Raw genomic sequence first — 24561 nt, 5'->3', positions numbered from 1 at the left:
CCCCGGGGGGCGCGGCCCCCCCCCCCCCCCCCGCGCCCCCCCCCCCCCCCCCCCCCCCCCCCGGGCGGCGCCCCCCCCCCCCCGCTCCCGGGTGCAATCGTGGTTCGGAACCGTCGCCTGGTTATGCTGCGAAAATTGTCCCGATTGTGGCGCTGTCCGCGTCGATGAGTTTGTGCGCGGGCAGTTGCGTGCGAAACCAAGTGCGTTGTTTTTTGACGAGCGCGCGGGTGTTTTTTGTGATTTCAGCGGCGAGGGATTCGGGAGGGAGTTTGCCGTCGAGCATGGCGAGGGTTTCGCGATAGCCGATGGCCCCGGAACCGCTGGTGTTTTTCTCAAAGCCAAGCGCGCGCAGGCGGCGAACCTCGTCAACCAGTCCGGCGGCGAGCATCGCGTCAACACGGATGGCGATGCGTTTTTCCAAGTCGTCGCGCCCGCGGTCGAGCACGGCAATGCGCGTTTTCCAGCCGGCGAAAGGGAGGGGGCGGCGCGCGAAGTCGGCGGCGAGTTCGGCGAGCGTGAGGCCCGATGCGCGGCAGCGCTCGAGCGCGCGGGTGACGCGGCGCGGGTTGGCGGTGTCGAGCGCGCCGAGCCCTTCGGGGTTGAGCGCGCGGAGCCGCGCGACAAGCGCGGGCAGGCCTTCCGCGGCGAGTTGTCCGGCGATTTCGGCGCGGAGCGCGGGCGGCACGGCGATGTCATCGACGACGGGCGCGAAAAATGCCTTCAGGTAAAAACCGCTGCCGCCGGTGACGAGGATTTGTTTGCCGCGCGAGGCGATGTCGTCAACGGCGGCGCGCGCAAGGGCGATGTAGCGGGCGATGTCCATTTGCCGGGCGCAGTCGCACACGCCGACCAGGTGGTGCGGCACGCGGGCGAGTTCGGCGGGCGCGGGTTTTGCGGTGCCGATGTCCATGCCGCGGTAAAAGAGGAGCGAGTCGCACGAGACGATCTCCGCGTTGTTCGCCCCGGCCCAGCGAAGCGCGAGCTCGGTTTTGCCAACGGCGGTCGGGCCGGTGAGCACGTGTAGAATTTTTTCGTTGGGCAGGGACATGCGATTCGTCCAGCATGCAAACCATGAAACGTCCTCACGCCAAGTCTGCGCTCGCGTTTGCCGCGGCAATTTTATCCACGCTCGCGTTTTTCACCGGATGCAAACCCAAGCCCGATTCGGTGACGATCAAGTCGAAGGTTGTGGCGAGTGATGATTTTTCGGGCGGCCTCGACAAGTGGGTTGTCGAACAAATGCCGGGCGGCACCGTGACGGCGGAAAACGGAGTGCTCACAATCACGGACGCGAAGGGCTGCACGGTGTGGCTAAGGGAAAAGCTGACCGCGCCAGTCGCGATTTCCTACGAGGTCACGATGAGCTCCGCCGCGCGCGTGTCGGACATGAACTGTTTCTGGATGGCGACGGATCCGAAGAACCCGAAGGATTTGTTTCACGCGAAGCACGGCCGCACGGGACAATTTGCGACTTACGACGCGCTCAACCTCTACTATGCCGGCTACGGCGGCAATGCGAACACGACAACGCGCTTCCGCCGTTACGATGGCACGGGCGCGCGTCCGCTGCTTCCGGAGCACGACCTCACCGACGCCGGGCACATGCTCAAGCCCGATCACACATACAAGATCGTGCTGATCGCGCAGGACGGCGAGGCGCGCTTTGTTTGCGACGGCAAAACAGTATTCTCCTACAAGGATCCAAAGCCGCTCAAGGAGGGCTGGTTTGGTTTTCGCACGGTGGACTCAAAAATGCAGATCAGGAATTTCCGTGTCACCACGCTGGATGTTCACGAGCATTTTGAGGAGGAGAAGGGCAAGTAAGGTTTGGGCGGGCAGCGGGGCGCGCGCCGGAAACCGCGCCATTGGCTCGCGCTTTTGGTGAAACAATTTAACGCGCGGGCGCTTTATACTTTCGCCCAATATATTAAGGCACCTTCCCGCGCGGGGTCATCACGCGCAAACTTTGCGGCAGGATTTTCACTTCGATTCGCGCCGTCGCTTCGCGCGGTTCGCCGTCGGTGTGAATCAGGCCCGGCTCGGAACGTTCGATGACAAATCCCGGCGCGCGCAGGTGCGCGACCTTTTTGCTGCCATACAGGCGGCGCGTGAGCAGGCGGATCGCAAGCGGCAGCGCGTTGAGCAGCGACACGCCGCGCACCAGCGTCAGGTCGAGCTGTCCGTCGTCGATGCGCGCCAGCGGAGTGATGAAGCCATCGTTGCCGTATTGGTCGGAATTGCCGATCGCCAAAATAAACGCCTCCGCCTCGAGCCGTTGCTTTGCCGTGGCGGGTGCCGGGAGTGCGTTTTCATCGAGGGGCGTGATTGCGCAGGACACCGGCTTGTAGCGGAAAAATTCCGAGAGGATGATTTTCAGGTAGCGCGGAAATCCGCGTTTTTTGAGCGAGCGAAACCGGGCGCTGATCCCGGCGTCGAAGCCGAGTCCCATCATGTTGAAAAACGGATGCTCGTTTGCCATCGCCGTGTCGATCACGCGCGGCGTGCCGTCGACAAGCGTGCGCAGGGCGTTTTCGTCTGGGCGGGGAATGCCGAGGTGCCGCCCAAGTCCGTTGCCCGATCCGCACGGGACAAGGCCGAGCGCAACCGGGGCGGGCGCGTTGACGAGCGCGGTCGCGGTTTCGTTTATTGTTCCGTCGCCGCCGACCGCGACGACGAGCTCGCATCCGTCCGCGATTGCGGCGCGCGCCAGTTCCGTCGCGTGATGCGGACGCTCCGTGCTCACGAGCCGCGCGTCGAGCACGCCCGCCGCGTTTTGCTCCGCGATGAACCGCCGCACCCGTTCGACAACATGCGGATTGCTGATGTTGTAACCCGAGCGCGGATTAAAAATGAAGCGGGCTTTTTTCACGGAATATTATTCGGGCATTGTTGGTTTAAGCTCATCGATATTCTCACTCAATCGTTACGCGGTCGATCACGACGCTGGAGTCGATGCCGTGGAGATGCAGCGTGTGCTCGCCCGCGGTGAGCGCGGAGGGCGGAAGCGGGATGTCGAAGGTGCGCTCGTTGGCGAGGACGCCTTGCGCCCACTCGGGTTTGCCGTCGTTGATGATGAGTTCGGCGAGTTGCGGTTCGGGGGCGCCGTCGATTGCGTAGGCGATGCGGAGTTTGCCGGAGCCGTCGATGGCGTGCGTGGGGAGGACGTGGATGCGCAGGGTTGCGGAATTGGGTTGGGCGGCGAGGGTGTATTTAAAAATAAGAGTGGGGGCTGTTTTTGCTTCTAATATCGATGTCGCTGATGTCGTGGCGGGAGTAATGGTAGTGACTGTTCCTGAGCGTCCCAATCCGTCAATCGGAGTGAGCATGCCTGTCGTCCAGATTTCAATGCCATTCTCTTCCGCTTCTGTCAGCGGATCTTTTGGCGCGGACGGGAGCGGTTGCTGGAAATTGGGGACGCGCCACTTGGAGATGCGCATGGATTTCCAATCGTTGTCGGCGGGCTCGAGTTGCATGAGGTGTCGCCATTTGCCGCCGGCGATGAGATTGTTGTAGCGGTGCGTGATGCGCGCGAGTTGGAGGTTGAGGACGTCGGCTTGGTAGCCGAGTTTGTTGAGCGCGGTTTTGTCGCCGGCGATGTGCTTGAGCGCGGCTTCCTCGCCGGTGAAGTAGCGGTTGTTGGCGAGGATGGAGCCTTGCACGGGATACTCGACGAGTTGATAAAACGCGTCCTGCTTTTCGGCGGGGATGCGTTCGCGGATCGTGGCGAGGAGTTCGTTCATTTTGCGCGCGAGTTCGTCGCGGCGTTCGCGTTGCGCGGGGGTGAATGTGGATGGTTTTGGTTTTTCGCGGGGCAGCCACCATTGCAGGTGCTCGGGGCGGCGCTCGAAGTTGTAGCGGTAATACATGTCCATCAGTTGCGCGATGTCGGGCGCGTGTTCGGCGCCGAATTCGCGCGCGGCCCATTGGCGCAGAAAATCGATTTGCATGTTCGGAAGCGTGGCGACGGAACCGATGTCCCATGCCATTTGCAGAAAAAACTCGGTGGTGATTTCGGCGGGCTTGATGTCGCCGACGTTGGCGATCCAGATGCGGTCGGCGCCGAGCTGGTGGGCTTTGTTCATTTCCTCCCAGATGAGCGCGGGCGGCGTGGTGCTGAGCCAAAGGTAGGCCATGGGGCGTCCGAGGTAGGAGAGGTGGTAGTAGATGCCGAAACCGCCGGTGCGTTTGCCGTCGCGCATGGCGGCGCGGTCGGCGTCGGAGGGGAAGTTGCGGATGTAGCCAAAGTTGTCGTCGGGGAACATAATCGTGACGTCGTCGGGCACGCGCAGGCCGCCGCGGTAGAGGTCGAGCACTTCCTTGTAGGCGCAGAACATTTGGGGGACGCGCTCGACACCGGGCGAAACGTGCTTGGCGATGAGCGCGCGCTGGTCGGCGAAGATTTTTTCGAGGCGGGCAATTTGCTCTTCCTTTGTGCCGCCGCCTTGCATTCCGCTGTCGTGGATGCCGCGCATGCCGATGGTGTAGATGTTTTCGTAGCGACCGTTGGTTTTGGCGCGCTCCTCCCAGTAGGCGAGGACGCCGTCGCGATTGGTGGCGTAGTTGTAGTCCTTGTGGGGGGCGGTCCACTCGGTGACGTTGTTGCGGAGCATGGGCTCGGCGTGCGAGCTGCCCATGACGATGGCGTAGTCGGAGGCGAGTGCGGCGTTGGCGGGGTTGCTGTTGAACGCGGGCGAGCAGGCGTGCATGGCGGGCCAGAGGGTGTTGGCCTTGAGGCGCAGGAGGAGTTCAAAAACTTTTTCGTAGGTCTTCGGGCCGATGCCGCCATTTTCCCGCTCGAAGGTTTTTGCGGCCCAAGGTTGCAGGCCCCAGTCCTCGTCGTTGATGAAGATGCCCCGGTATTTGACCGAGGGCGGACCGAAAACGCGCGTGCCGGCGGGAATCGAAATGCTGGTTTTCTTTTCGGGCGTGACGTCCGCCCACCAATGCCAGGGCGAAACGCCGATCATGCGCGAGAGTTCGTAAACGCCAAACGCCGTGCCGCGCGGATCGCTGCCGGCGATGACGAGCGTGTTGTTGTCGAGCGTGGTGATGAGAAAGGATTCCCATGAGCCACGCAGTGCGGAGACGTCGAGTTTGCGGGATAGGACGAGGTTGTCGATGTATTCACTTTTACCGAGAGTCCCGACAATTATTGCGGGTGGTGGCACGCCATCGTCGTAGTCCAGATGTGTGGCGAGATAGAGTTCTTTTCCTGAAACTCGTTTGATGTCGGCGGCAAGATCGCGGGCGGCGATGGCAACGACCTTGGCATCGCGGTCGGAGTGGAAAATAAAGGCGGGGCCGTTCACACCGACTAAGTCGAAATCAGCAGCTGCGACGGCGGGTGCGGAAAGTTTCACGTAAGCCGGCGCGTCGCGGTCGCACGAAATCACGCCGTCTTTTTCGCGGAGCTCGACGACTTGGATGGAGCTGCGGCGGAGTTCGAGGTTGTTTTTGTCGTCGGGCGAAATGGTGCCGTTGCGTCCGGGATGCGTGAAATAGAAGCAATACGCGCGGTCGGTGGCGTGATCGACCACGACGCCGCAATGCCCGCCGTTCACGCCGTCATCCGCGCCCTTGCCGGGTTTGCCGAGGAGCGGATCGCCGGGCTGCGGCGTCCAGTTGAGGAGATCGTCGGAGCGGTAAACACCGATGCCGCGCCAGAGATCGACGAGCATCCAGTAGTGTCCGCGCCAGCGGAAAACATACGGGCCCTCGCCGGGGCGCTCGCCGACGCCGGCGCACTTGCCCCTGTCGGTCCAGTTGTGGAGGTCGGGGCTGTCGGCGTAGTAGATGGATTTGGCGTCGCGCTCGTTGTTATACCACATGCGCCAGCCGCCTTGGGGCAGCGGAAACACGCACGCGTCGATGACACGGTCGCTGGCGAGCGCGAGCGTGCTTTGGTAGTGCCAGTCGATGAGGTTGCGACTGGTGAGATGGATGATGTCGCGCGGGTGTTTCCAATCGGTGAAAACGCCGGGCACGAGCGTGAGATACATGTGGTAAACGCCATCGTGCTCGATGACGTCGGGCGCCCAGTGCGTGAGCGTTTTTGGGTCGGTGCCCGCGGGGACCGGGATGCCGTGGAAGCGCGCGTCGCAACGGTAGGCCCATGTCGCGCCGCCGTCGTTGGATTGCGCGATGCCGACGGGCGTGCCGTGCACCCAGCTCACGCCGTCGAGCCCGGGGACGTTGGCGCGGCGGTTGGTGTAGAACATGAGCCAGTTGTTCCCGGCGCGGTTGTGGATGACGACGGGATCGGCCGCGCCGTCGTAAATGGTGTCGCGATAAAGCGGCTTGGGCGCGCGCGCGCCAATGCAGAATGGAGAATGAAAAATGAAGAATGAAAAGGCGGCGAGGGCCAGGGCGCGACGAAATGGGAGCATGAGGCGCACGATGTCCCGCGCGGCACGGGCTGCCAAGTCTGCTGTTGGGGGCTCGCCATTATGTGAGGTCGCGCATGCGCTAAACCAGCACCCGCCCGAAGTGTGTTCGGCTGCGCGTGTTTTTCCACTTCCACCGCATAAAATACCGCCTACACATTTCAAACATGCGATTTCTCCACCTCCTCGCGCTGCTGTTTCTTTCAGCCCTTCAGCCTTTCGGCCCTTCAGCCCTTTTCGCCTCCTCTTCCGTCTTGCGCATCGGCAACGGCGCGGAGCCGCAGGATATGGACCCGCAAACGATGTCGGCCTACACCGACCAAAACATCGCAATCGCGCTCTTCGAGGGGTTGGTGGCGATCGACGAGGCCACTTCGCAACCCGTCCCCGCCGTTGCCGAGAGCTGGGATACTTCGCCCGACGGACTCACGTGGACATTTCGCCTGCGCGCCGGCGCCCGCTGGTCCAACGGCGACCCGGTGACCGCGCAAGATTTCGCGACATCATTCCGGCGCATCCTTTCGCCCATGCTCGGCGCCGAATACGCCTACATGCTTTACCCAGTCAAAAACGCAGGGGCCTTCAACACCGGCAAGCTCTCCGATTTTGCGCAAGTGGGCGTCGCCGCGCCCGACGCGCGCACTCTCGTGCTCACGCTCGAGGCTCCGACGCCGCACCTGCTCTCCATTGTCGCGCAACCGATGTGGTTTCCCGTTCACGCGCCGACGATTTTGCGCTTTGGAAAACTCGACCAGCGCGGCACGGCTTGGACGCGCCCGGAAAACATCGTCGGCAACGGCGCGTTCACGATGAAAAGCTGGGAGCCGAACCGCCAGATCACCGTTGAGAAAAATCCGCTCTACTGGGACGCCGCCGGCACGCGGCTCGACGCGGTCGTGTTTTTCCCGAACGACGACATCGCCACCGACGAGCGCAACTTCCGCGCCGGACAGGTTGACATCACCTACGACATTCTCCCCGAAAAAATCCGCGCCTACCGCAAAAACAACCCCGCCGCCCTGCGCATCGACCCGTTGCTGGAAACCTTTTTCCTGCGATTCAACACCAAGCGCCCTCCGCTCGACAATCCGAAAGTCCGCGCCGCGCTCGCCCGCGCCATCAACCGCGACTTGATCGCGCGCGTGCTCCACAACAGCCGCACGCCCGCGCGCTTTTACACGCCGCCAAACACCGGAGGTTACACTTGCGCGACCGCGATTCCCGACGACTTCGCCGCCGCCCGCCGCCTGCTCGCCGAGGCGGGGTATCCGAAAGGAAAAGGATTTCCGAAACTCGACATCCAGATGAACAACGACGCAGTCAACCGCACCGTGCTCGAGGCCATTCAGGAAATGTGGCGGCGCGAACTCGGCATCAGCGTCACAATCACGAACAAGGAATACCGCGTGTATCTCGACGCGCAGCGCGCCATTGACTTCGACATCAGCCGCTCGCGCTGGGTCGGCGACTTCAACGACCCGATCACCTTTCTCGACATGTTTGTGACCAACGGCGGGCAAAACCAGACACACTGGAGCAACGCCGAATACGACCGCCTCATCGCCGAGGCCGGACGCGCGTCCGACCGGGAGAAACGCTTCGAGCTTTATCAGCGCGCCGAAAAAATCCTCCTCGACGAGGCTCCGATCGCGCCGATCTTCTTTGGCACGCGCAGCTACCTGATTTCCCCGCGAGTGCAAAACTGGGTGCCCTCGCTCCTGGGAATCCACCGCTATCAAAAAGTGTGGGTGGAGTGATTGTCTGGGAATCTCAAAGGCAAACACTGCGGTTTCGGCGTTCCTAGCGTTAGCGACAGTCTGCCAACTGCCCTGCCTTTGGCGGCGCTTTCCGTTTGTTTAGGTTGCGTTTGCTCCGTGCCAAGAGATCCGTGATCAGAACTCAATGCCCGCGGTTGCGAAGAGGGTGCGCGGACGCACGGGGCCGTAAAAGTAGGTCGGATCGCGGTCTTCGCCATTGTCGAAAAGGTCATCCTGACGATCATCAAACAGGTTTCGCACGCCGACGCCGATTTTCAGGTCCATGTGTGTTGAAAGGCGGAAGGTTTTGCTCAGGTTCAGGTCGAGCTCCCAGAACTTCGGGGCTCTGCGATGAATGTCCGCCTCCTCGCCGACGGCCAGCATGCTGCCGGTGTAGTTGAGCAGGGACACGATTTGCCAGCCCGCGCCGCAATCGTATGTAACGGAGAATTTACCCGTCCATTCCGGGCGCTTGACAAACTCTCTCGTGGTCAGGCCAGTGACGCGAAAGATGGGATCGTCGAAGCGCGCGCGGATGTAGCTGACGCTGCCTTCGAGTCGCAAGCCGGGGACGACCATCCATTGGAAACCGGTTTCCCAGACAAAAACCCTGGCGTCGGGGCCGTTGACGCGTTCCCAAATTCCCGTGCCGTTGACGTCGCTGTCGTCAATGTCGAACGTGTCGTGCAGGAATGTGTAGTGGACGGTCGAGCTGAGCATGAGGCGTTTGCCAAGGGAGGGAACCAGCCAGTCGGCGCCGAGCGTGAAGGAGTCCGAGCGCTCCTCCTCAAGGTCGGGTGAGTTGCGCAGAAAAATGGCGCCGCCGGAACTCACGCCGATGTGGAGGTCCTCGTTGTAGGCACCGGGGGCGTTGAAGCCCGCCGAGTATGAGGCCCGCAGTGTGAGGGCGTTGAGCGGTTGGTAGCGCAAGGCGACGCGCGGCGAAAAGATGGCACCGCCAACATTGTCATGCCGGTCGACGCGCACGCCGGGCACGAGCTCGAGTCCGGGCCGGATTGTCCAGATGTCCTGGGCAAAAAATCCGTAGGTTGCAAAGTCGTCGGTGGTGTCGGCGATGGCGGGATCGTTGGGGCGGTGTTCCTTCAGCTTTTCGTAACGGTATTGCGCGCCGTAAACGAGCTCGTGCGCGCCGAGTTTTTGCGTGACCTGGGCGTCCAGGAAAACGACCTGGTTGCGCGTGTCGCTCCAGATGCGATGCGCGACGGCGTCGATTGCGGACTGGTTTGCGGGATCGGCGGCGAACACGTCCAGCGCGGCCTCCTCGGCGGGCGTGGGATTGCCGGGATCGGCGAATCCGCCAGCCTCGTCGAACGCGCCGAACTCGGCGTCAGCCCGCGCTCCGTAGAACGCATCGCGTTGCAGGCGCAGGTAGGAGCCGCGAAGCGAATAGGAAAGGGCGGGCGTGAGCTGTTGCTCCCATTGCAGGTTGATCATGTGGATTTTGTGCGCCAGTGATTCGGCGACGCGGGCCTGTTCCTCGGGCAAGTCAAGCTGGTCGCCGCCGCGGTGCGACTGGTCGATGTATTGATAGGAGGCTTTGAGCAGCTTGTCCTTGTCGGGGCGATAGTGAAACTGAAGGCCGACGACCTTGCTTTCAAATTCGGGCAGTTCGGTGAATCCGTCCGTCGTCAAGTCGAGGCCGTCCCGGTTTTCCCATAGTCCGTAGACGGTGAGGGCAAGTTTTTCAGATCGGTCCAGCCAGCTGGATTTGAAGGTGAACTTCCGCTCATCCGCGTCGTTTTTCAAATTGGAGTAACTCAACAGCGCGCTGGTGTGGTTGTGCGTGGGCATCGTGGTGATGAGGTTGACGACGCCAGCGACCGCCTCCGGTCCGTAAAGCACGGAGCTGCTGCCTTTGACGATTTCGATGCGGTCGATGAAAATCGTGGGGAAAAGATCGGCGCCATAAACCTTGGCCAGTCCCGAGTAAAGCGGCGCGCCATCAAACAAAATCGCGGTGTAATCGGTGCTGAGCCCGAGAAGCTGGATTTCGTTGAGGCCGCAATTGGAGCAGTTCGACTCGAAGCGGGCGCTCGGTATCAAGCGCAGGCTATCGGCGAGGGTGACGCCCCCGTGGGCCTTGATTTCGGATGCGAGGAAAAACTCGGTTTTGACGGGCGCGTCGGAAGCCAGCCGCTCCGTTCGCGTGCCCGTGGAAACGGTGAGGCGGTCCAGGTTGATGACATCGTCGTCGTCGCGGGTTGCGCCGCGAACGCCGGAATTAAGCGCGATGAGCGCGATTGCGATGACGAGCCGCGCGATGTTGCATCTTGCGGTGTTTGAATTGAGCAGGGATCGGGAAAAAAGGGAAATTGTGGACATTGGTTTTCATGTTGGGTTTCGGGTGTTTTTCGGGACGGTTCGCGCAATCGCGGGAATACAGCTCGCGCATTGCAAACAGGAGGAACCGCGTCGCATGTCATGTTCGGCAATCGCGGGCGTCGCGCCCCAAAGCGGACGAGTTTTTATCAAACGCGCGCCGGCGGCCCGCATTGGAGCGGGTGCGTGTGTTTCGGAATCCCAAACAGCGGCGCCTCGGGCGCCGTGAAAAAAACCTCGCGCCACACGATCACGTTCGCGGGCGGGACGTCGAGGGCGGCCGTGAGTGTGGCACCCTGCGCAAAGTCCGTGATCACGCAAGTGTGGTCGGGCTGGTCGGCATCATTGTGCAGCATCTTGTGCAGCTGGGGCGAAGCCGCGAGCATGCCAACCGCCAGCACAAGCGCGCACAGCCCCGACGCAAAAAGCCGTCGGAAAAAGGGAGCTGCGGTGTGCGCGTTTTCGTGCATTTGCGACATGAAAAGACCGACTGTAACGAGCCCGTCAATCCTTCGCCGCCCCGGTTGTGCGGTTGAGTGAAAGAGATTTGTTCAGTCGCATTTTTAGGTGGGGCGAACCGTCCCGGTGAGCCGGAAATCTTACGGCTCGCCTTGGGGCGTCACAAATCTTCGACTCGCCATTCACGGCAATTTCAAGCATGCCGGCTTGTGTTGGAAACACTCAAACCGTGCCCAACCCCAAGTTCAATGAAACGCCTCCTCGCCCAAACATTTTCATTTTCGCTCATGATTGCCGCCGTCGTCATCGCCGCCGGATGCGCGAGCGGCGGATCAAAATCCGGCGCGGTCAAAGTCGTGCGCGTCTGGCCGGAATACCGCGCGGCGGAATCGTTCGACCGCATCTCGGAGTATTTTTCCGGCAGGGAAAACACGGGCGGCCAAATCGTTCTCCGCACCCGCCCCGAAAGCCGGGAGGGCTACTATTTTTTCACCCGCGTGAAAATCCCCGGCGACATTTCCGGCGCGCGCATTGTGCTCGACGTCATCATGCCGACCTCGCCCGATCCGAAAACCTATTCGCTGCCCGCGCCGCCGCTGCGCAAGGGCGCGCTGATTCTCAATCCCGGGCTCACCGGCGCGGACTGGCCCGACGCAAAGGCCCGTCCCACGGCCTGGCGCCTGAGGCTGCTCGCCGCCGACGGCGCGGAAATTTTCTCACGGCAAAGCTATCTCTGGTCGAAGTAAGCGCGCGTGGCGCCCTGCCGTCACGCCCCCCGGCGAGGTCATGCCGGTGCGCGACCGGGCGGTCGCTTTTCGCGGCAGCTTAAATGAAAAAGCGCGAGCCTGCACTTTGCTCGCGCTCGAACCGCCCAAGAGTGGCGATGGTGTTGTTTTGTGGCGTGTCGGTGACCGGTTCCGGCGGCTTACCAGTGGCAGCTTATGCCGAGGTTGGCGGTGTAGTTTTCGAGTTCGCCGCCGAGGCTGCCGGAGATGTCGGTGTAGAGCTCGAAGTGCGCGTTGAAGCGCAGCGTCGCGCCGGCGCCGATGTCAACCGAGCCGCCGCTGAAATCGTCGGCGTAGTCATACCGGTCGCGCAGGCGGGTGCGGCCCGCGTCGTGGTAGCGGAGAACCGTCGTGCCGTTTTTGCCCTTGAACTCGTGGTCGTAGGCCACGCGAAACGCGGGGCGCAGATCCCATTTTCCAAAGAGCCGGACGTTTCGCGAGAATTGCACGCCCACGAGGCCGCGGAACGAATCCACGTCGCTCACCTTGAAGAGGCGGTGCGCGCTGTCGATGTCCTCCTGCACGTTGGTGATGCTGTAAAGGATGCGCTCGCTCACGTCCACCATCCAGCCGGACTTGGTGCGGAAGGTGTGACCGAGCGAAAGCGAGAGGCCGAAGCCGTTTGTGCCGAGCCGCATGTCGTCCATGCCGTTCACGCGGGTGTCGTGCTTGCCTTTCGCCAGGCGCGCGATGCCTTCGGCGTGGAACGCGTCGTTGGGCTGGTAGGTGAGATAAAATCCGCCGCCGCCGGTCCGGGTGGTGGTGTCGGCGTCGGTCATGTCGATGTCGGTGTCGGTGAAATCGAGGAACACGCCCGCCGCGTATTTGAGGCCGCCTTTGCTTTTTCCTCGCGCGGCCTTGGGCGCCTTGACGAGGTTCACGCCGGTTTGCACGGACCTGGTGTCCGCCTTGGCGCCTTCGTAGAGCGTGCCTTTTATCTTGTCGTGGCGATAGGCGCCGGCCACCCACAGGTCTCCGCCGATGCGGTGCTTGCCGTCGTTGGCGAGGCGCAGGAGGCTGATGCGTTGCGAGAGCGTGTCGAAGGCGGTTTGGGTGCCGATGTGGACGGCGGCGTTGATGCCGGTGACGGCCGGGATGACGGGGATGAGGTTTTCGCGGGAGAGGCGCCAGTTGTTGCCGTCGCTCGTCACGTCCCAGGCGTAGATGGTGTCGTCGGGGTTGTTGGCGATGCTGATGGAGAGGTCGGCGGTGTTGTTGCCGGATTCGATTAATATTACCGAGGATGGCGCGTTGCCGTTGAGCGGGGAGTAGCCGTCCTCGTCGGTTTCGTCGAGGGAAAGGGCGATGGAGCCGGTGCCGGTGACGAAGTCCGTCGCCTTCAGGTAATCCGAGGCGATGATGGCGCCGAGGTTGGAGTTGACGGTGGCGGAGAGGAGGAGCGCGCCGTCGAGGGAGAGTGACGAGACGGTCTGGCGCGTGCCGCGCATGTCGAGCGCGGCGCCTTGGGCGACAACGAGCGGCGAGGCGGCGGAGAGCTGGTTGTCGGCGCCGGTCTTGAGGGTGCCGGCGGCAACGCGGACGGCGCCGGTGTTGCCGAGCGCGGAGAGGAGCGTGAGCACGCCCGCGCCGCGTTTTTCAAAGACGCCCGCGCCGGTGATTTGCGGGGTGTAGTCCGCGTCGGCGGCCTGGTTGACGGCGACGGTGCCGGCGGCGTCGAGCGTGATGGCGCGGGAGAGGATGGTCGCGTCGCCCTCAAGGACGCCCCCGGCCACATGGTAGGCGAGCGTGGTGGAGTTGCCCGTGTTCGTGATGACGAGTTCGCCGTCGCCGGCCTTGGTGAGCGTTTTGCCGAGGCCGGTGATGGCGCCGGCCCAGGTGCCGCTCGCGCCGGCGGCGATGGAGAGCGTGCCGTTCTCGTCGAGGCCGAGGGTGCGGTTGGAGAGGAAACCGTCCTCCGTGATTTCGAGCGCCGCGCCGGAGCCGGTGACGCGGACTTCGCGATTGAGGGAGACGAGGCCGAGGCGGTCGTCGGCGGCGATGCGGAGCGTGCCGCTTTGGAGGAGCGTGCGCCCGGCGTAATTATTGGCGCTGGCAAGGGTGGCCACGCCGTCGGCGCCGGCGTCAACGACGACGAAGATGCCTTGCTCGGCGGTGGTGGCGCCGCCGACGGAGGCGAGGATGGCGCCGTCGCGGAGGGTGATTTTGTCGTTGGAGCCGATGACCGTGCCGCCGGTGCCGGTGATTGTGAGGCCGGCCCAGTCGTTCGCGCCCGCGCCGGTGGCGGGATTGAAGCCGGGGGTGTCGGAGAGGTCGAGCCATCCGCCGTCGAGGATGAAGGTGTGCGTGGTCGCGGTCGCGTCGGCGGCGGTGAAGTCGCGGAGCAGGACGGCTCCGTCCACGATGCGCGTGACGGCGTCGGCGGAGAGGAGGCTTGCTCCGGAGGTGGCGGCGGAGAGCGTGAGCGCGCCCGTGCCGAGCTTGGAGAGCGTGCCGGAGCCGGCGATGCCGCCGGTGAGCGTGATTGCGTTCGCGCCGGTGTCGAGCGCGGCGGAGCCGCCCGCGAGCGTGAGCGTGTCGGAGAGCGCGAGGCTGGCGAGGGCGCGGAGGGTGCCGGAGGAGAGGGTGATGCCGGCGCCGGCGGTGCCGATTTGCGCGTCGGTGGAGACGGCGAGGAGGCCGGCGTCGAGCTCAATGCCGCCGATGAAGGTGTTGGCGGCGTTTTCAAACACGAGCGCGCCCTCGCCGGATTTCACGAGTTTGCCGGCGGCGTTTGTGATGAGCGCGCCGTTTGTCGCGACGCTGGTGGAGAGAGCCGCGCCGGTGAATGTGAGCGTGCCGGTGTTGTCCACGACCATGTCGGAGACGGTGGCGGCGGATTCGAGGGCGATGCTTGCGGTTGCGGCTCCGGTGAAGCGCACGGTGTCGCCGTCCTGGAATTTGGATTTGCCACCGGTGTCGCCGTTGTAGCCCTGCCAGTTGGCGAGGCCGATGTTCCATGTGTTTGTGCCGCTCGCGCCGGTCCATTCCATGTAGCGCGAGTCGTCCATGCCGTAGATGTAGAGGAGCGTGCCGGAGGTGGCGGCGAGTTCGCTGACGATGCGCAGCGAGCTGTCGATGAGGACGCCGTTGACCTCAAGGTTTTGCACGGAGGCGAGCGCGCCGGCGTTGCCGAGGGCGTAGGTGCCGGAGGCGATGCCGCCGGCGATGCTGATCGAGACGACGTTTGTGGCGTTGGCGGTGTTGATGGCGCCGGTGACGTCGAGGGTGTCGGCAATGCCGCCGGCGTGGATGCCGAACTCGACTCGGGCGGCTCCGTTGAGGGTGAGCGCGCCGCCGATGGCGGTCGCGCCGGCGCCGGTCTCGCCGGCGTCGCCGACGAGGAGCGTGCCGTCGTTGACGGTGACGCCGCCGGTGAACGCGCCGATGCCGCCGGCGGTCGCGCCGGATACGACGGTGAGCGCGCCGCCAAGTTTCGCGCCGTCGGCGAGGAGGAGCGAGCCGGCGGAGACGAGGGTGGGGGCGGCGAAGGCGGCGTTGTCGGTTGCGCGGAGGATGAGTTTGCCGTCGCCGATTTTGACGAGCGTGCCGGTGCCGGCGAGCGCGGCGGCGGACTCGACGGTGTGGGCTTGCGTGTCGAGCGTGCCGCTGGCGGCGGTGATCGCGATGGCGCCGGCGAGCGTGCCGGTGGCGCCGAGAATGTCGCCGTTGGCGCGGAGTGTGGCGGGGCCGGTGATGCTGACGGTGCCGGAGGCGTCGCCGAGCTGGGCGGCGCGATTGAACGCGAGCACGCCGTCCTCGATTTCAAGGCCGCCCTCGAAGACGCCCGCGGCGTTGTCGAATGTGAGCGTGCCCGCGCCTTTTTTGACAAACTTGCCTGTTGCCGCGACGGTGCCGGAGCTGAGGTAAACGGCGCCCGCGACGCCGTCCACCGAGGCGGAGGTCGCGCTGGCGGTGATGGCGCCGCCGGTGAAGGTGAGCGCGCCGGTTGACGCCACTTCGATGTCGCCGGCGGTCACGCCCGCGTCCGCGACGAGGACGGTGCCGGAGGCGGTGGAGGCGAAGCGGATGCTGTCGCCGGTGACGAAGCGTGTCTCGCCAAAATCGGACGTGCCGTTGTCGTTCCAGTTTGAGGCGGTGGTGTCCCAGATGCCGCCGTTTGCGCCGTCCCAGGTCATGCGCAGGTTGCGGTAGGAGGCGGCGACGGTGATATCGTTTGTGCCGACGGTGAGGGCCAGGCTGTTGCGTCCGGTGAGCGGGCCGCCGTTGACGGTGTAGTCGAAGTTGGAGTTGTTGGCGGTGATGCTGTTTGCGGAGACAATGGTGTAGGTGGCGTTGCCGAGGTTGATGAAGTTGAGCGTGGTGGTGCCGGTGGCGGAGAAGGCGCCGCTGATGTCGAGGGACGCGACGGTGCCGGCGTCGGCGAGGTTGAATTCGAGGAGGGCGCCTTGCGAGAGGGTGAGGTTGCCGCCGATGGAGCCGGTGGTGATGGAGAGCGTCTGGCCGCTCGCTCGCGCGAGGTTGCCGATGTAGGCGGCGGTGTTGGAGATGCTGATGGCGGAGACGCCGTCGATGTTGCCGGAGAGGGAGCCCGCGTTGATGGCGATGGAGGGGACGCCGGTGAGCGCGCCGCCGAGGGCGAGCTGGCCGGAGCCTTGTTTTATGATGCCGCCGGGGCCGGTGATGGCGCCGTTGAGCGCGGTGGTGAACGCGCCGCTGTCAATCACAGTGGTCGTGCCGAGCGTGACGGCGTTTGAAACGGTGGCGGCGGCGGAAAAGCCCACGGTCGCGGTGCCGGTGACGGCGAGCGCGCCGGTGCCGAGCGCGGTGTTGCTTCCAAGCGTGAGCGTGCCCGAGGCGAGCGTGACGCCGCCGGCGAAGGTGTTCGCGCCGGAGAGATCGAGCGTGCCGTCGCCGGTTTTCAGCAGGCCGCCCGCGCCGCTGGCGAGGCCTGTGATGGACACGAGTTTGTCCGCGGCGATATTGGCCGTCACGGTGTCGCCCGCCGCCGCGCCGAGCGTGATGCCTCCCGCGCCGGGCGTGGCGAGAACGCCGTCGCCGATGATGGCGGTGTTGTTTGCGAGCGCGAGGTTGCCGGCGATGGCGAGCGTTTGCGCGGCGCCGTCCGCGCCGTCGAGTCCGACTTGAAGCGTGCCGCCGGTTTGGATGGCGACGGAGCGGTTGAGCGCGCCTCCGGCGGCGGAGTCGAGCGTGCCTTCGCCGCCAAAGGTCGCGCCGTCGGCGACGGTGATGGTGCCGCCGAGCGTGGCGGAGTTGGCGAGCAGGAGGCGTCCGGCGTGGAGGTTGATGGCTCCGCGTTGTGAGGAGGAATCGCCATTGGCGAGGATGAGCGTGCCCGCGCCGTCACCGGGGGCGGCGCCGACGGCGGCGGGGTCGTTGTTTATGTTGATGACGGTGTCGGTGAAGGTGCCGGTGGAAATGGTGTCGTGCGCGCCGGATTCGCCGCCAATCTGGACGATGGCGGCGGGGGCGATGTTGAAGTTGGCGGTGCCGCCGGAGCCGAGGTAGAGGAAGCCGCCGGAGGCGGCGCCCGCGCCGGCGATGTTGCCGGAGTGCGTGGCGGAGACGGTGGCGTTGTAGGCGAGGAGGCCGCCCAGGTGAAGGGAGATGGCGCCGCCGGTGCCGGCGCGCGCGGTGTTGCTGGTGAAGACGGCGTCGGTGAGGGTGAGGATGGTGCCCGCGCGGGTGGTGATGGCGCCGCCGGTGTTGGCGGAGTTGCCGGTGAAGCGTGCGCGGTTGAATTCGTAGCGGCTGTTGCCGCCGTTGAGGAAGACGCCGCCGCCCTCGTTGGCGACGTAGTTTTCATCGAAGAGCACGTCGGTGAAGGTGTAGGTTTTCAAACTGGCGTTTCCTCCCATGATCAAAACGGTGGCGTGGGAGTTGGAGTTGTTGTTGGCGAAGGTGGCGCTGGTGATGGTGGCAACAGCGTCCGTGGCGAGGTGAATGGCCGAGCCTTGGGAGCCGGCGGTGGGACCGACAGAGTTGGAGACGAAGACACCGCCGTTAACGGAGAGAGTGCCGCCGGCGAGGACGGCGATGGCGCCACCATTGCCGGTGGAGGTGAAGTTGCCGTAAAAGGCGGCGTTGTTGAGGACGAGGTTCGAGGAGCCGGATTCGAGGATGGCGCCGCCGGCTCCGTTGGAGGAGAAGTTGCCCCGGGTGAGGTCGGTGGCATTGCCGAAGGTGGCGCTGGTGATGGTGGTGATGCCGGTGGCGTAGACACTGATTGCACCGCCGCCAATGATGGATGATGAATTTTGCTCAAAGACGGCGCCGTCGATCGTGGCGCGCGCGGCGGCCACGATGTGGACGGCTCCGCCCGGGTGGGCGCCGGAGGTGTTGGTGGTTTTGTTGCCGTAAAATGCGACGTCGGTCATCGTGACAGTGCCGGCATAGACGGAGACGGCGCTGCCGCGGGAGGCGGCGGTGTTGCTGGTGAAGACCGCGTTTTTGAGGATGTGCGATTGGTTGATGGAATTGTAGAGGATGGCGCCGGCGATGTTGGCGGAGGAGTTGCCGAGGAAGGTGGCTCCGTCGATGATGGAGCGCGCGCCGCCAGCGATTTCGACGGCGCCGCCGCTGGCGCTGGTGTGGGTGCTTTTGTTGTAATAAAACTCGCCATTGCGGAGATCGAGGAGGGATCCGGCGCCGGTGGCGGAAAGAGCTCCGCCGCCACCGCCGTTTTGGCGGTTGATGTTGCCGAGCGCGGGGTTGTCCTTGTCGCCGAAGCGGACGTTTTGCAGGTCGAGCGTGCCGGAGTAGCGGAGGCTCAGGCCGGGGCCTCGTCCCGCTATGTCATTGTTAATAAAAACGGTGGTGCCGCTGCCGGTGGTGCGAAAAACAGCGCCCGCGGTGTTGCCGATGATGGCGCTGTTGCCGCCGGTGGCGAGGTTGTCGAAGGTGTAGAGCGCGCCGGCGGCGACATCGATGGTGGTGGTGCCTGCGCTGAGGACGAGCTGCGCGGGGGCGTTGGTGCTGGTGGTGATTGTGGTGGTCTGGGCGCGGACGCACGGCAGCAAGGCGCCAAAGGACAAAAAGGCTGCTGCGAGCGGAACGAGCATCTTGACAGGGTTGAATGGGTGGGAGGCAGGGTTTCGGGTTGTCATTTTGAAAAAGCGGGACAGGGTGGCGGGCATGAGTGTTGCTGAAATAAAAGCTGAGATCGCCCGGCTGACGCCAACGGAGAAGGCTGAACTGGCGCTGGAGTTGTTCGCCGGGGTGGATGAGGGGCGTCCGTTGAGCGCGGAAATTGAGCACGCTTGGGGCGAGGAAATCGCGCGGCGCGCGGAGGCGGTGCGAAACGGGACCGCCGGAGGTGTGGACGCCGATGCGGTGTTTGCCGAGCTTGACAGTCGATTCCCGTCGTGAAGGTGAAGTTTTTGCCAATCGCGCGGGAGGAATTGTTCGTGGCGGTCGAGTATTACGGAACCATCGAAAAGCGGCTTGGCCCCAAGCTGAAGGAGGAGGCGCGCATCGCGCGTGAGCGTATCGCGGGCAACCCGCTGGCGGCGGCCTTGCGCGCGGGCGGATACCGCCGGGTGAACCTGCGGATGTTTCCGTATTACTTCGCCTACATCATCCTGGATGAAACAATTTGGGTGCTGGCTTTCGGGCACCACGCGCGACGCCCCGAATACTGGCTCGGACGCGAGGGGGAAGTTTTCCGCCGGTGAGGCCGGCAGCGTTGTGGAAAACGATGGCAAGGGGGAGTGTTGCGAAAGGTTCATGGCGGTTTTGGGATTTGTGTTTTCGGGGCTTTCAGTTTTTTGCTGGGGCCGGCGGCGGCGGGTCACCACTGGCCTTTCACGGAGAGGCTGACAACGGAGCCGACGCGGTCGGTCAGATACAGGGTGAGCGGGTTGTCGCCCTTTTTTTCCTGCCAGACGTAGCGCGCGTCGAAGACGTTGCGAACGCTGAAGGAGACGGTGTAGCGCTGGCTGATGCGCCAGTCGCCGCTGATGTCGGTCTGGGCGCGGTGGCGGCGGATTCTCTCCCCGTTGGCGACGATTGGGAAGTCGTCGCTCCAGTTGCAGTTGACGTTGAGGCTCAGTGCGCGCCACGAGTAGCTGATGCCGGCGTTGATGGTGTGCGGGACGAGGTTGGAGACAATGGTGTCGGCGTAGGTGCGCGTGTAGTTGGCGCGGAGACTGACGGGGCGGAGGACAGGGGCGATCATGCCGAGATTTTGGCTCCAGGAAAGCTCCATGCTGCGGGTGGTAACCTGGCCGCCGCTGTTGAAGCGGGTGGAGACGTTGTAGCCGGGATATTGGTCCGCCAGGACGTCGTCGTAGCTTTCGACGGGCACCTCCTCGTTTTGAATTTTGCTGTCGATGTTGTTTTGGTAAACGGCGACGGAGAGCTGGCCGGCCCTCTTCAAATACCATGCGAGACGGGCGGAGAATGTTTTGGCTTTTTCAGGACGCAGATTGATATTGGGGACGCTGATGCGGTTCTGGCTGCTCATGACGTTGATGACGCCGATGAGGTCGTCGTAGTTGGGGCGGCGGATGGTGGTGCCGTAGCCAAGCTGAAAGACGAGGTTTTGGCGGATGAGGTATTTCAGGGACGCGCTGGGGAAGAAGTTGTCGTAGTCATATTTGCGGGTGGCGCGGGGGAGGGAGAAGAACTGGTAGTCTATGCCCTCGGTGGTGGTGGCGTAGCCGGTGCTGGCGCCGATGGTGTAGCCTTTGAGCTCGACCTCGCGGGCGGAGCGCGGGTTGGGCTCGTGTATTTTGATGTTGGTGTCCTCGTAACGGATGCCGGCGCGCACGGTGAGGCGCTTGTCGAGGAAGGTGGTGGTGCCCATCAGGTAACCGGCGTCTATGCGTTCGCGGAAATTGCGGTGGTAAAGGACGTTGGTGCTGTAGTAGTCGGCGACGGTGGGGGCTGGGCGGAAGATTCTGTCGGCGGCGTCGCGAGTCTGGTCCTCATCCCAAACCCTGGCAATGGCGGCGGGATCGAACATAAAAATGGTGCCGCCGGAGGGCGTGATGATGGAGCCGCCAAGATCGCCGAAGTCGAAATCGTAGGCACTTTTGAAGGAGGCGTTTTGGGCGGAGATATTGGCGGCGGAGGTGTCGGTATAGGCTATGCGTTTCAGCCAATACGCCTGGTCGAAAGTGCGCTTTTGCTGGTGGCTTTTCAGACCGGCTTTCCAGTGGATGGGCAGGAGCCAGCGGGTGATCGCGGAGGCGTTGGCCTGGGCGGTGAAATCCTTGCGGGTGTTTTTGCGCCCGTCCTCCACAAAGAGGGTGGTGTCCCTGTTAAAGGAGGCGCCGGAGGCGATGTCCTCGCCGGAGAGTTGTGTGACGGTGAAGTCGGAGGTGTCGGCGCCGGGAGTGCGGGTGGAGCGGAAGTTGATGCCCCTGGCGTTGGCGCGGGCGAAGTAGGCGGCGCCTTTTTGGCCGTAACCGTCGCTGACGCTTTTCGAATCGGAGTAGGCGACCGTGGCGTCGAGGGTGATGTCGCGGAGTTTGTATTCGAGGCGGACCTGCGGGGCGAAATAGCGGCTGTTGAGGACGGAGGCGCGCTGCTCAACCTGGGCAAAGGCGGTGGTGCCGGTGGTCTCGAAGGAATACATCGGCGCGTTGCCGATGACGTTGAGCGATGTGGCGCGGTTGGTGCCGAGGCCGGCGCTGAAGGCGACCTTGCGCAGCTTGCTCCACGTGTCGGTCTTGTTGTAGTTGATGGTCGCGCCAAGCGTGAGTCGGGGAGTGACGCGCCAGTCGCCGCGGATGGTGGCGGCGAAGCGGTGGTTCACGCGCGGCTGCTCTTGAAAGTAAAAGTTGTTGGGCAACTGCGGGCGCGGGTCGGCGGCGGTGGGAGCGTAGTCGGTGACGAGGCCGGTGCGGTGCGTGATCGAGTAGATGTTGCTTTCGCTGATATTGATAATGAGGCCGTATTTGTTGCGCACCGCGGTGGAGAACTCGGCGAGGAAACCGGGGCGGACCTTGAGCGAGCCGCGGTCGTCGTCGGGGCCGAGCGTTTTGTCGAGGGTGAGCGCGGAGGAGTGCGCGTTGACGACCAGGCGCGCGGCGAAGCGGGTGCCGCGTCGGTCGAATGCGGTCTTGCTGCGAAGGTTGATGGTGCCGGCGGGGGCGCTGGCGTCCACATCCGCGCTGATGGTGCGCGAGATGTCGATCGACTCCATGCTGTTGAGCGAAATCAACTCGAAGGAGGGCGCGCGCGTGACGGCGTTGAAATCGCCGCCGGGAGGATTGGCGGCGCCGGCGGCCATGCCGTCCACGGTGACGTTGGTGTATTCGGCGGGAAGCCCGCCGATGCTGACGTTGGAGGCCTCGCCGGAAACGGAGTTGACGAAGATGCCGGGGACGTTGCGGAGGAACTCGCCGATGTTGCCCTCGGGGTCGCTGCCGAAAAGGTCGGACGAGATGGACTGGCCGATGTCCATCGAGGCGCGCTGCCGCATGATGACCTTGGCCTGGCCCTCGCGCTCGGAGGTGACGGTAAATTGTTCCAACTGGACCACGTCGTCGTCGCCGCCGGTGACGGCGGGCGCCCTGGCGACGGGCAGGTCGAAATCAAGCGTGGCGGTGGCGCCGGCGGCAACCGTGACGGTGCGCGTGATGTCGGGCAAGCCGGCGTAGCTGAGCACGAGCGCGACCTCGCCGGCGGGCAGGCCGGAGATTTGGTAAAAACCGCCGGCCTCGGTGAAAACAGTTTCACCGGTGGGCACGGCGCGGATTTGCGCGTCGCGCACATATTCCTTGGTCGCGGGATTAAAAACGCGCCCGGTGACGGCGCCGGAACCGGCATTTGCCGCGGTCTGGGCCCGCGCCGCCACGCCCGGCAAGGAGATAAGCACGGCGAGCGCGGCGAGGAGAGACAGGGGAAGATGGCGAAGGGCGGACACGGGGCGGGTGCGAGGTTTCATGCTCGGCATTCTATCAGAAAGATTTCAATATTATCATTGAAAATTGATTTTGTTTTTTGAAACTTTGGAAAATTTTTAGAAAAATACCCCCTATTTTCAAACCATGAACAAGCCCTCCATGATAAAGATTCAGGAGTTCGCGCGCCTCACGGGAGTGTCGATTGCGACCATCTCGCGGGTTTTCAACCACCACCCGAACATCCGTCCCGACTTGCGCAAGCGCGTGTTTGCCGCGGCGCGCGAGCACGGCTACCACCCCCGGCTTTCGCTCAAGCAAAAGAACGTGGTCATCATCACGCCCTACAACGCGGTGTGGCCGGTGCAGAGTTGCGTGGACATGATTCTGATGGCGCTCACGCAGGAGATGCCGCGGCGCGGCTTCCGCCTGGAAATACTGCCCGTCAACAATCGCGACCGGCTTGAGGACATGCAGTTTTGCGCCGCGGTCGCCATCGGCGCCGAGCCCGCCGACTTTGCCGACTGGCCCGACCGGTTTCCCGTTCCGCTGGTCATCATGGATCGCGACGGAAAGCCCAATCCGTCCCATGTGTTCTACGTTCGCTCGGACGAGGCCCAGGGCATGAAGATCGCGATTTCGCATCTCCACGAACGCGGTTGCCGCAAGATCGGCTGCATCGTCCATGGCGATCCGGGCACGGGCAACGCCGACCTGCGGCACGCCGCCGTCATTCGCGCGCTGAACGCGCGAAAGCTCCCTTGCGACGATTCGCTGGTCATGTTTTCCGGCCCGGGCTCCGAACGGTATGTGGAGTTGATCGGGAAACTGTTGAAGCGCGGTGTGGACGCCCTGTTTTGCCCGGGAGGCAACGCCGGGGTCATGGCGTATTACGCCTTCTCTCTTTACGAGCGCCGGGTGCCGGATGACATCTCGCTCATCGCCTCGGAGCAGACGGCGTTTTCCAACTACACGGTTCCCCCGCTGACGACGATTTCGCCCGACTATGCGGCGATGGCCGCGTCCACCGCCGATGTCATCGAGGCGTGCCTGGACGGGGAAAGGCCGCAGCCCCACACGATTTTGCCGTATGGTTTGATCAAGCGCGAAAGCGTGGCCCTGCCGCAAACGCCGCAGGCGACGGCGAAAAGAAAGTAGCCCCTGGGAGCGCGGGCATCCTGCCCGCCGGTTTGAAGGTCTGTGCGGGCAGGATGCCCGCGCTACGAAAAACACGCTTCGCGCCCGGCGGTTGTGAGTTCGCGCCACTCGCCGGGGGCGAGTCCGAGCGCGGCGAGGCGGAGGGCGCCGATGCGCACGCGCACGAGCCTCAGCGTCGGATGCCCGACGGCGGCGGTCATGCGCCGAACCTGGCGGTTTTTGCCCTCGGTGAGTTCGAGCGAGAGCCACGCGTCGGGTATGTTTTTGCGAACTCGAATCGGCGGATCGCGCGGCGGAATCGCGGCGACTTCCGGCGAGGCGGGATCAATCAACTCCGCGCGGCACGGCAGCGCGCGGTGTCCGCCGATGACGATGCCGCCGCGCGCGAGCCGCGCAAGCGCGCCGGGCTCGGGGATGTTTTCAACCTGCGCAAAATACTCGCGCGCATGGGCGCGGGCGGGATTGAGCAGGCGGTCGACAAGCGCGCGCTCGTCGGTGAGCAGCAACAGCCCCTCGCTGTCGGCGTCGAGACGCCCGACGGGATACACGCGCGGCGGCAGCGGCGCGGGCGCGGAGATGTCCGCGAGCGAGCGCCAGCGCGAGCCGGGCTCGGGCGTGAATTGCGAAAGCACGCCGTAGGGTTTGTTGAGCGCGAGGAGCATGAAATTCTGAGGCGTGGCTTTACAACGCCGCGCGGTTTTCAACAAGTTTCAATGCAATGTTAAATCTTGCCGCCGCGGGAGGCCCGGGAGTTTTCCCCGGCGTTTGCTTTCCATAAGGAAGTTCCGTTTCCCGGTCTCTCCGCCCAACACAAGGCGGTTCACTCGCAGGCGCTCGCGACGCTGGCGGT

The 24561-nt window shown here is 64.0% G+C and carries 14 protein-coding genes; 6 read left to right on the top strand and 8 right to left on the bottom strand.

All coding sequences use genetic code 11. The features are described 5' to 3' along the window. Positions 1 to 121: 121 nt before the first annotated feature. Complete coding sequence (gene miaA / locus M2447_RS04430; protein ID WP_277557556.1) at positions 122 to 1048, bottom strand: tRNA (adenosine(37)-N6)-dimethylallyltransferase MiaA; 927 nt, start codon at positions 1046 to 1048, stop codon at positions 122 to 124. Positions 1049 to 1071: 23 nt separating this feature from the next. Between miaA and M2447_RS04425 the strand changes: the two genes are divergently transcribed. Then, a complete protein-coding gene (locus M2447_RS04425) occupies positions 1072 to 1824 on the top strand; it encodes a DUF6250 domain-containing protein (protein WP_277557555.1) in 753 nt (250 codons plus the stop codon). Positions 1825 to 1927: 103 nt separating this feature from the next. Here M2447_RS04425 and M2447_RS04420 read toward each other — a convergent pair whose 3' ends face one another. Together M2447_RS04420 and M2447_RS04415 are read right to left on the bottom strand one after the other, a co-directional pair. After that, positions 1928 to 2869, bottom strand: coding sequence for a diacylglycerol kinase family protein (locus tag M2447_RS04420; RefSeq protein ID WP_277557554.1), 942 nt, complete (start codon positions 2867 to 2869; stop codon positions 1928 to 1930). 43 nt (positions 2870 to 2912) lie between these two features. Beyond that, positions 2913 to 6386 (bottom strand): glycosyl hydrolase 115 family protein, encoded by a 3474-nt coding sequence (locus M2447_RS04415; protein ID WP_277557553.1) that lies wholly within the window; start codon positions 6384 to 6386, stop codon positions 2913 to 2915. Positions 6387 to 6550: 164 nt separating this feature from the next. Here M2447_RS04415 and M2447_RS04410 point away from each other — a divergent pair, with 164 nt between their 5' ends. Continuing rightward, a complete protein-coding gene (locus M2447_RS04410) occupies positions 6551 to 8140 on the top strand; it encodes a peptide ABC transporter substrate-binding protein (protein WP_277557552.1) in 1590 nt (529 codons plus the stop codon). Between the two features lie 135 nt (positions 8141 to 8275). Here M2447_RS04410 and M2447_RS04405 read toward each other — a convergent pair whose 3' ends face one another. Further along, positions 8276 to 10483 carry a TonB-dependent receptor gene (locus tag M2447_RS04405; protein WP_277557550.1) on the bottom strand — a complete coding sequence of 736 codons (2208 nt, stop codon included), beginning with the start codon at positions 10481 to 10483 and terminating at the stop codon, positions 8276 to 8278. A 146-nt stretch (positions 10484 to 10629) separates the two neighbouring features. Continuing rightward, positions 10630 to 10959 (bottom strand): hypothetical protein, encoded by a 330-nt coding sequence (locus tag M2447_RS04400; RefSeq protein WP_277557549.1) that lies wholly within the window; start codon positions 10957 to 10959, stop codon positions 10630 to 10632. A 267-nt stretch (positions 10960 to 11226) separates the two neighbouring features. Here M2447_RS04400 and M2447_RS04395 point away from each other — a divergent pair, with 267 nt between their 5' ends. Continuing rightward, complete coding sequence (locus M2447_RS04395; RefSeq protein ID WP_277507993.1) at positions 11227 to 11685, top strand: hypothetical protein; 459 nt, start codon at positions 11227 to 11229, stop codon at positions 11683 to 11685. Between the two features lie 179 nt (positions 11686 to 11864). On the opposite strand, the gene M2447_RS04390 is transcribed toward M2447_RS04395, so the two are convergent. Beyond that, positions 11865 to 18809, bottom strand: coding sequence for an autotransporter-associated beta strand repeat-containing protein (locus M2447_RS04390; RefSeq protein ID WP_277557548.1), 6945 nt, complete (start codon positions 18807 to 18809; stop codon positions 11865 to 11867). A 1-nt stretch (position 18810) separates the two neighbouring features. On the opposite strand from M2447_RS04390, the gene M2447_RS04385 reads away from it, so the two are divergent. Both M2447_RS04385 and M2447_RS04380 read left to right on the top strand, forming a co-directional pair. Continuing rightward, on the top strand, positions 18811 to 19071 hold the full coding sequence (locus M2447_RS04385; protein ID WP_277557547.1) for an addiction module protein: 261 nt from the start codon (positions 18811 to 18813) through the stop codon (positions 19069 to 19071). Positions 19072 to 19073: 2 nt separating this feature from the next. After that, positions 19074 to 19376 (top strand): hypothetical protein, encoded by a 303-nt coding sequence (locus M2447_RS04380; RefSeq protein ID WP_277557545.1) that lies wholly within the window; start codon positions 19074 to 19076, stop codon positions 19374 to 19376. Between the two features lie 116 nt (positions 19377 to 19492). On the opposite strand, the gene M2447_RS04375 is transcribed toward M2447_RS04380, so the two are convergent. Continuing rightward, positions 19493 to 22597, bottom strand: coding sequence for a TonB-dependent receptor (locus tag M2447_RS04375; protein ID WP_277557544.1), 3105 nt, complete (start codon positions 22595 to 22597; stop codon positions 19493 to 19495). Positions 22598 to 22700: 103 nt separating this feature from the next. Here M2447_RS04375 and M2447_RS04370 point away from each other — a divergent pair, with 103 nt between their 5' ends. Next, the gene (locus M2447_RS04370; protein ID WP_277557543.1) at positions 22701 to 23711 is read left to right on the top strand and encodes a LacI family DNA-binding transcriptional regulator; all 1011 of its coding nucleotides are present in this window, start codon (positions 22701 to 22703) and stop codon (positions 23709 to 23711) included. Positions 23712 to 23773: 62 nt separating this feature from the next. On the opposite strand, the gene M2447_RS04365 is transcribed toward M2447_RS04370, so the two are convergent. Then, positions 23774 to 24373: a pseudouridine synthase gene (locus M2447_RS04365; RefSeq protein ID WP_277557542.1), complete on the bottom strand. Its 600-nt coding sequence runs from the start codon at positions 24371 to 24373 to the stop codon at positions 23774 to 23776. Positions 24374 to 24561: the final 188 nt, after the last annotated feature.

It is taken from the genome of Ereboglobus sp. PH5-10, assembly GCF_029504735.1.
Classification (GTDB): Bacteria; Verrucomicrobiota; Verrucomicrobiia; order Opitutales; family Opitutaceae; genus Ereboglobus.
This window is presented reverse-complemented; position numbering and strand designations above follow the sequence as displayed.

Bases quoted from the DNA above. Each gene is read 5' to 3' on its own strand.
- miaA (WP_277557556.1), bottom strand. From the start codon at position 1,048: ATGTCCCTGCCCAACGAAAAAATTCTACACGTGCTCACCGGCCCGACC.
- M2447_RS04425 (WP_277557555.1), top strand. From the start codon at position 1,072: ATGAAACGTCCTCACGCCAAGTCTGCGCTCGCGTTTGCCGCGGCAATT.
- M2447_RS04415 (WP_277557553.1), bottom strand. From the start codon at position 6,386: ATGCTCCCATTTCGTCGCGCCCTGGCCCTCGCCGCCTTTTCATTCTTC.
- M2447_RS04410 (WP_277557552.1), top strand. From the start codon at position 6,551: ATGCGATTTCTCCACCTCCTCGCGCTGCTGTTTCTTTCAGCCCTTCAG.
- M2447_RS04405 (WP_277557550.1), bottom strand. From the start codon at position 10,483: ATGTCCACAATTTCCCTTTTTTCCCGATCCCTGCTCAATTCAAACACC.
- M2447_RS04400 (WP_277557549.1), bottom strand. From the start codon at position 10,959: ATGTCGCAAATGCACGAAAACGCGCACACCGCAGCTCCCTTTTTCCGA.
- M2447_RS04395 (WP_277507993.1), top strand. From the start codon at position 11,227: ATGATTGCCGCCGTCGTCATCGCCGCCGGATGCGCGAGCGGCGGATCA.
- M2447_RS04390 (WP_277557548.1), bottom strand. From the start codon at position 18,809: ATGACAACCCGAAACCCTGCCTCCCACCCATTCAACCCTGTCAAGATG.
- M2447_RS04375 (WP_277557544.1), bottom strand. From the start codon at position 22,597: ATGAAACCTCGCACCCGCCCCGTGTCCGCCCTTCGCCATCTTCCCCTG.
- M2447_RS04370 (WP_277557543.1), top strand. From the start codon at position 22,701: ATGAACAAGCCCTCCATGATAAAGATTCAGGAGTTCGCGCGCCTCACG.
- M2447_RS04365 (WP_277557542.1), bottom strand. From the start codon at position 24,373: ATGCTCCTCGCGCTCAACAAACCCTACGGCGTGCTTTCGCAATTCACG.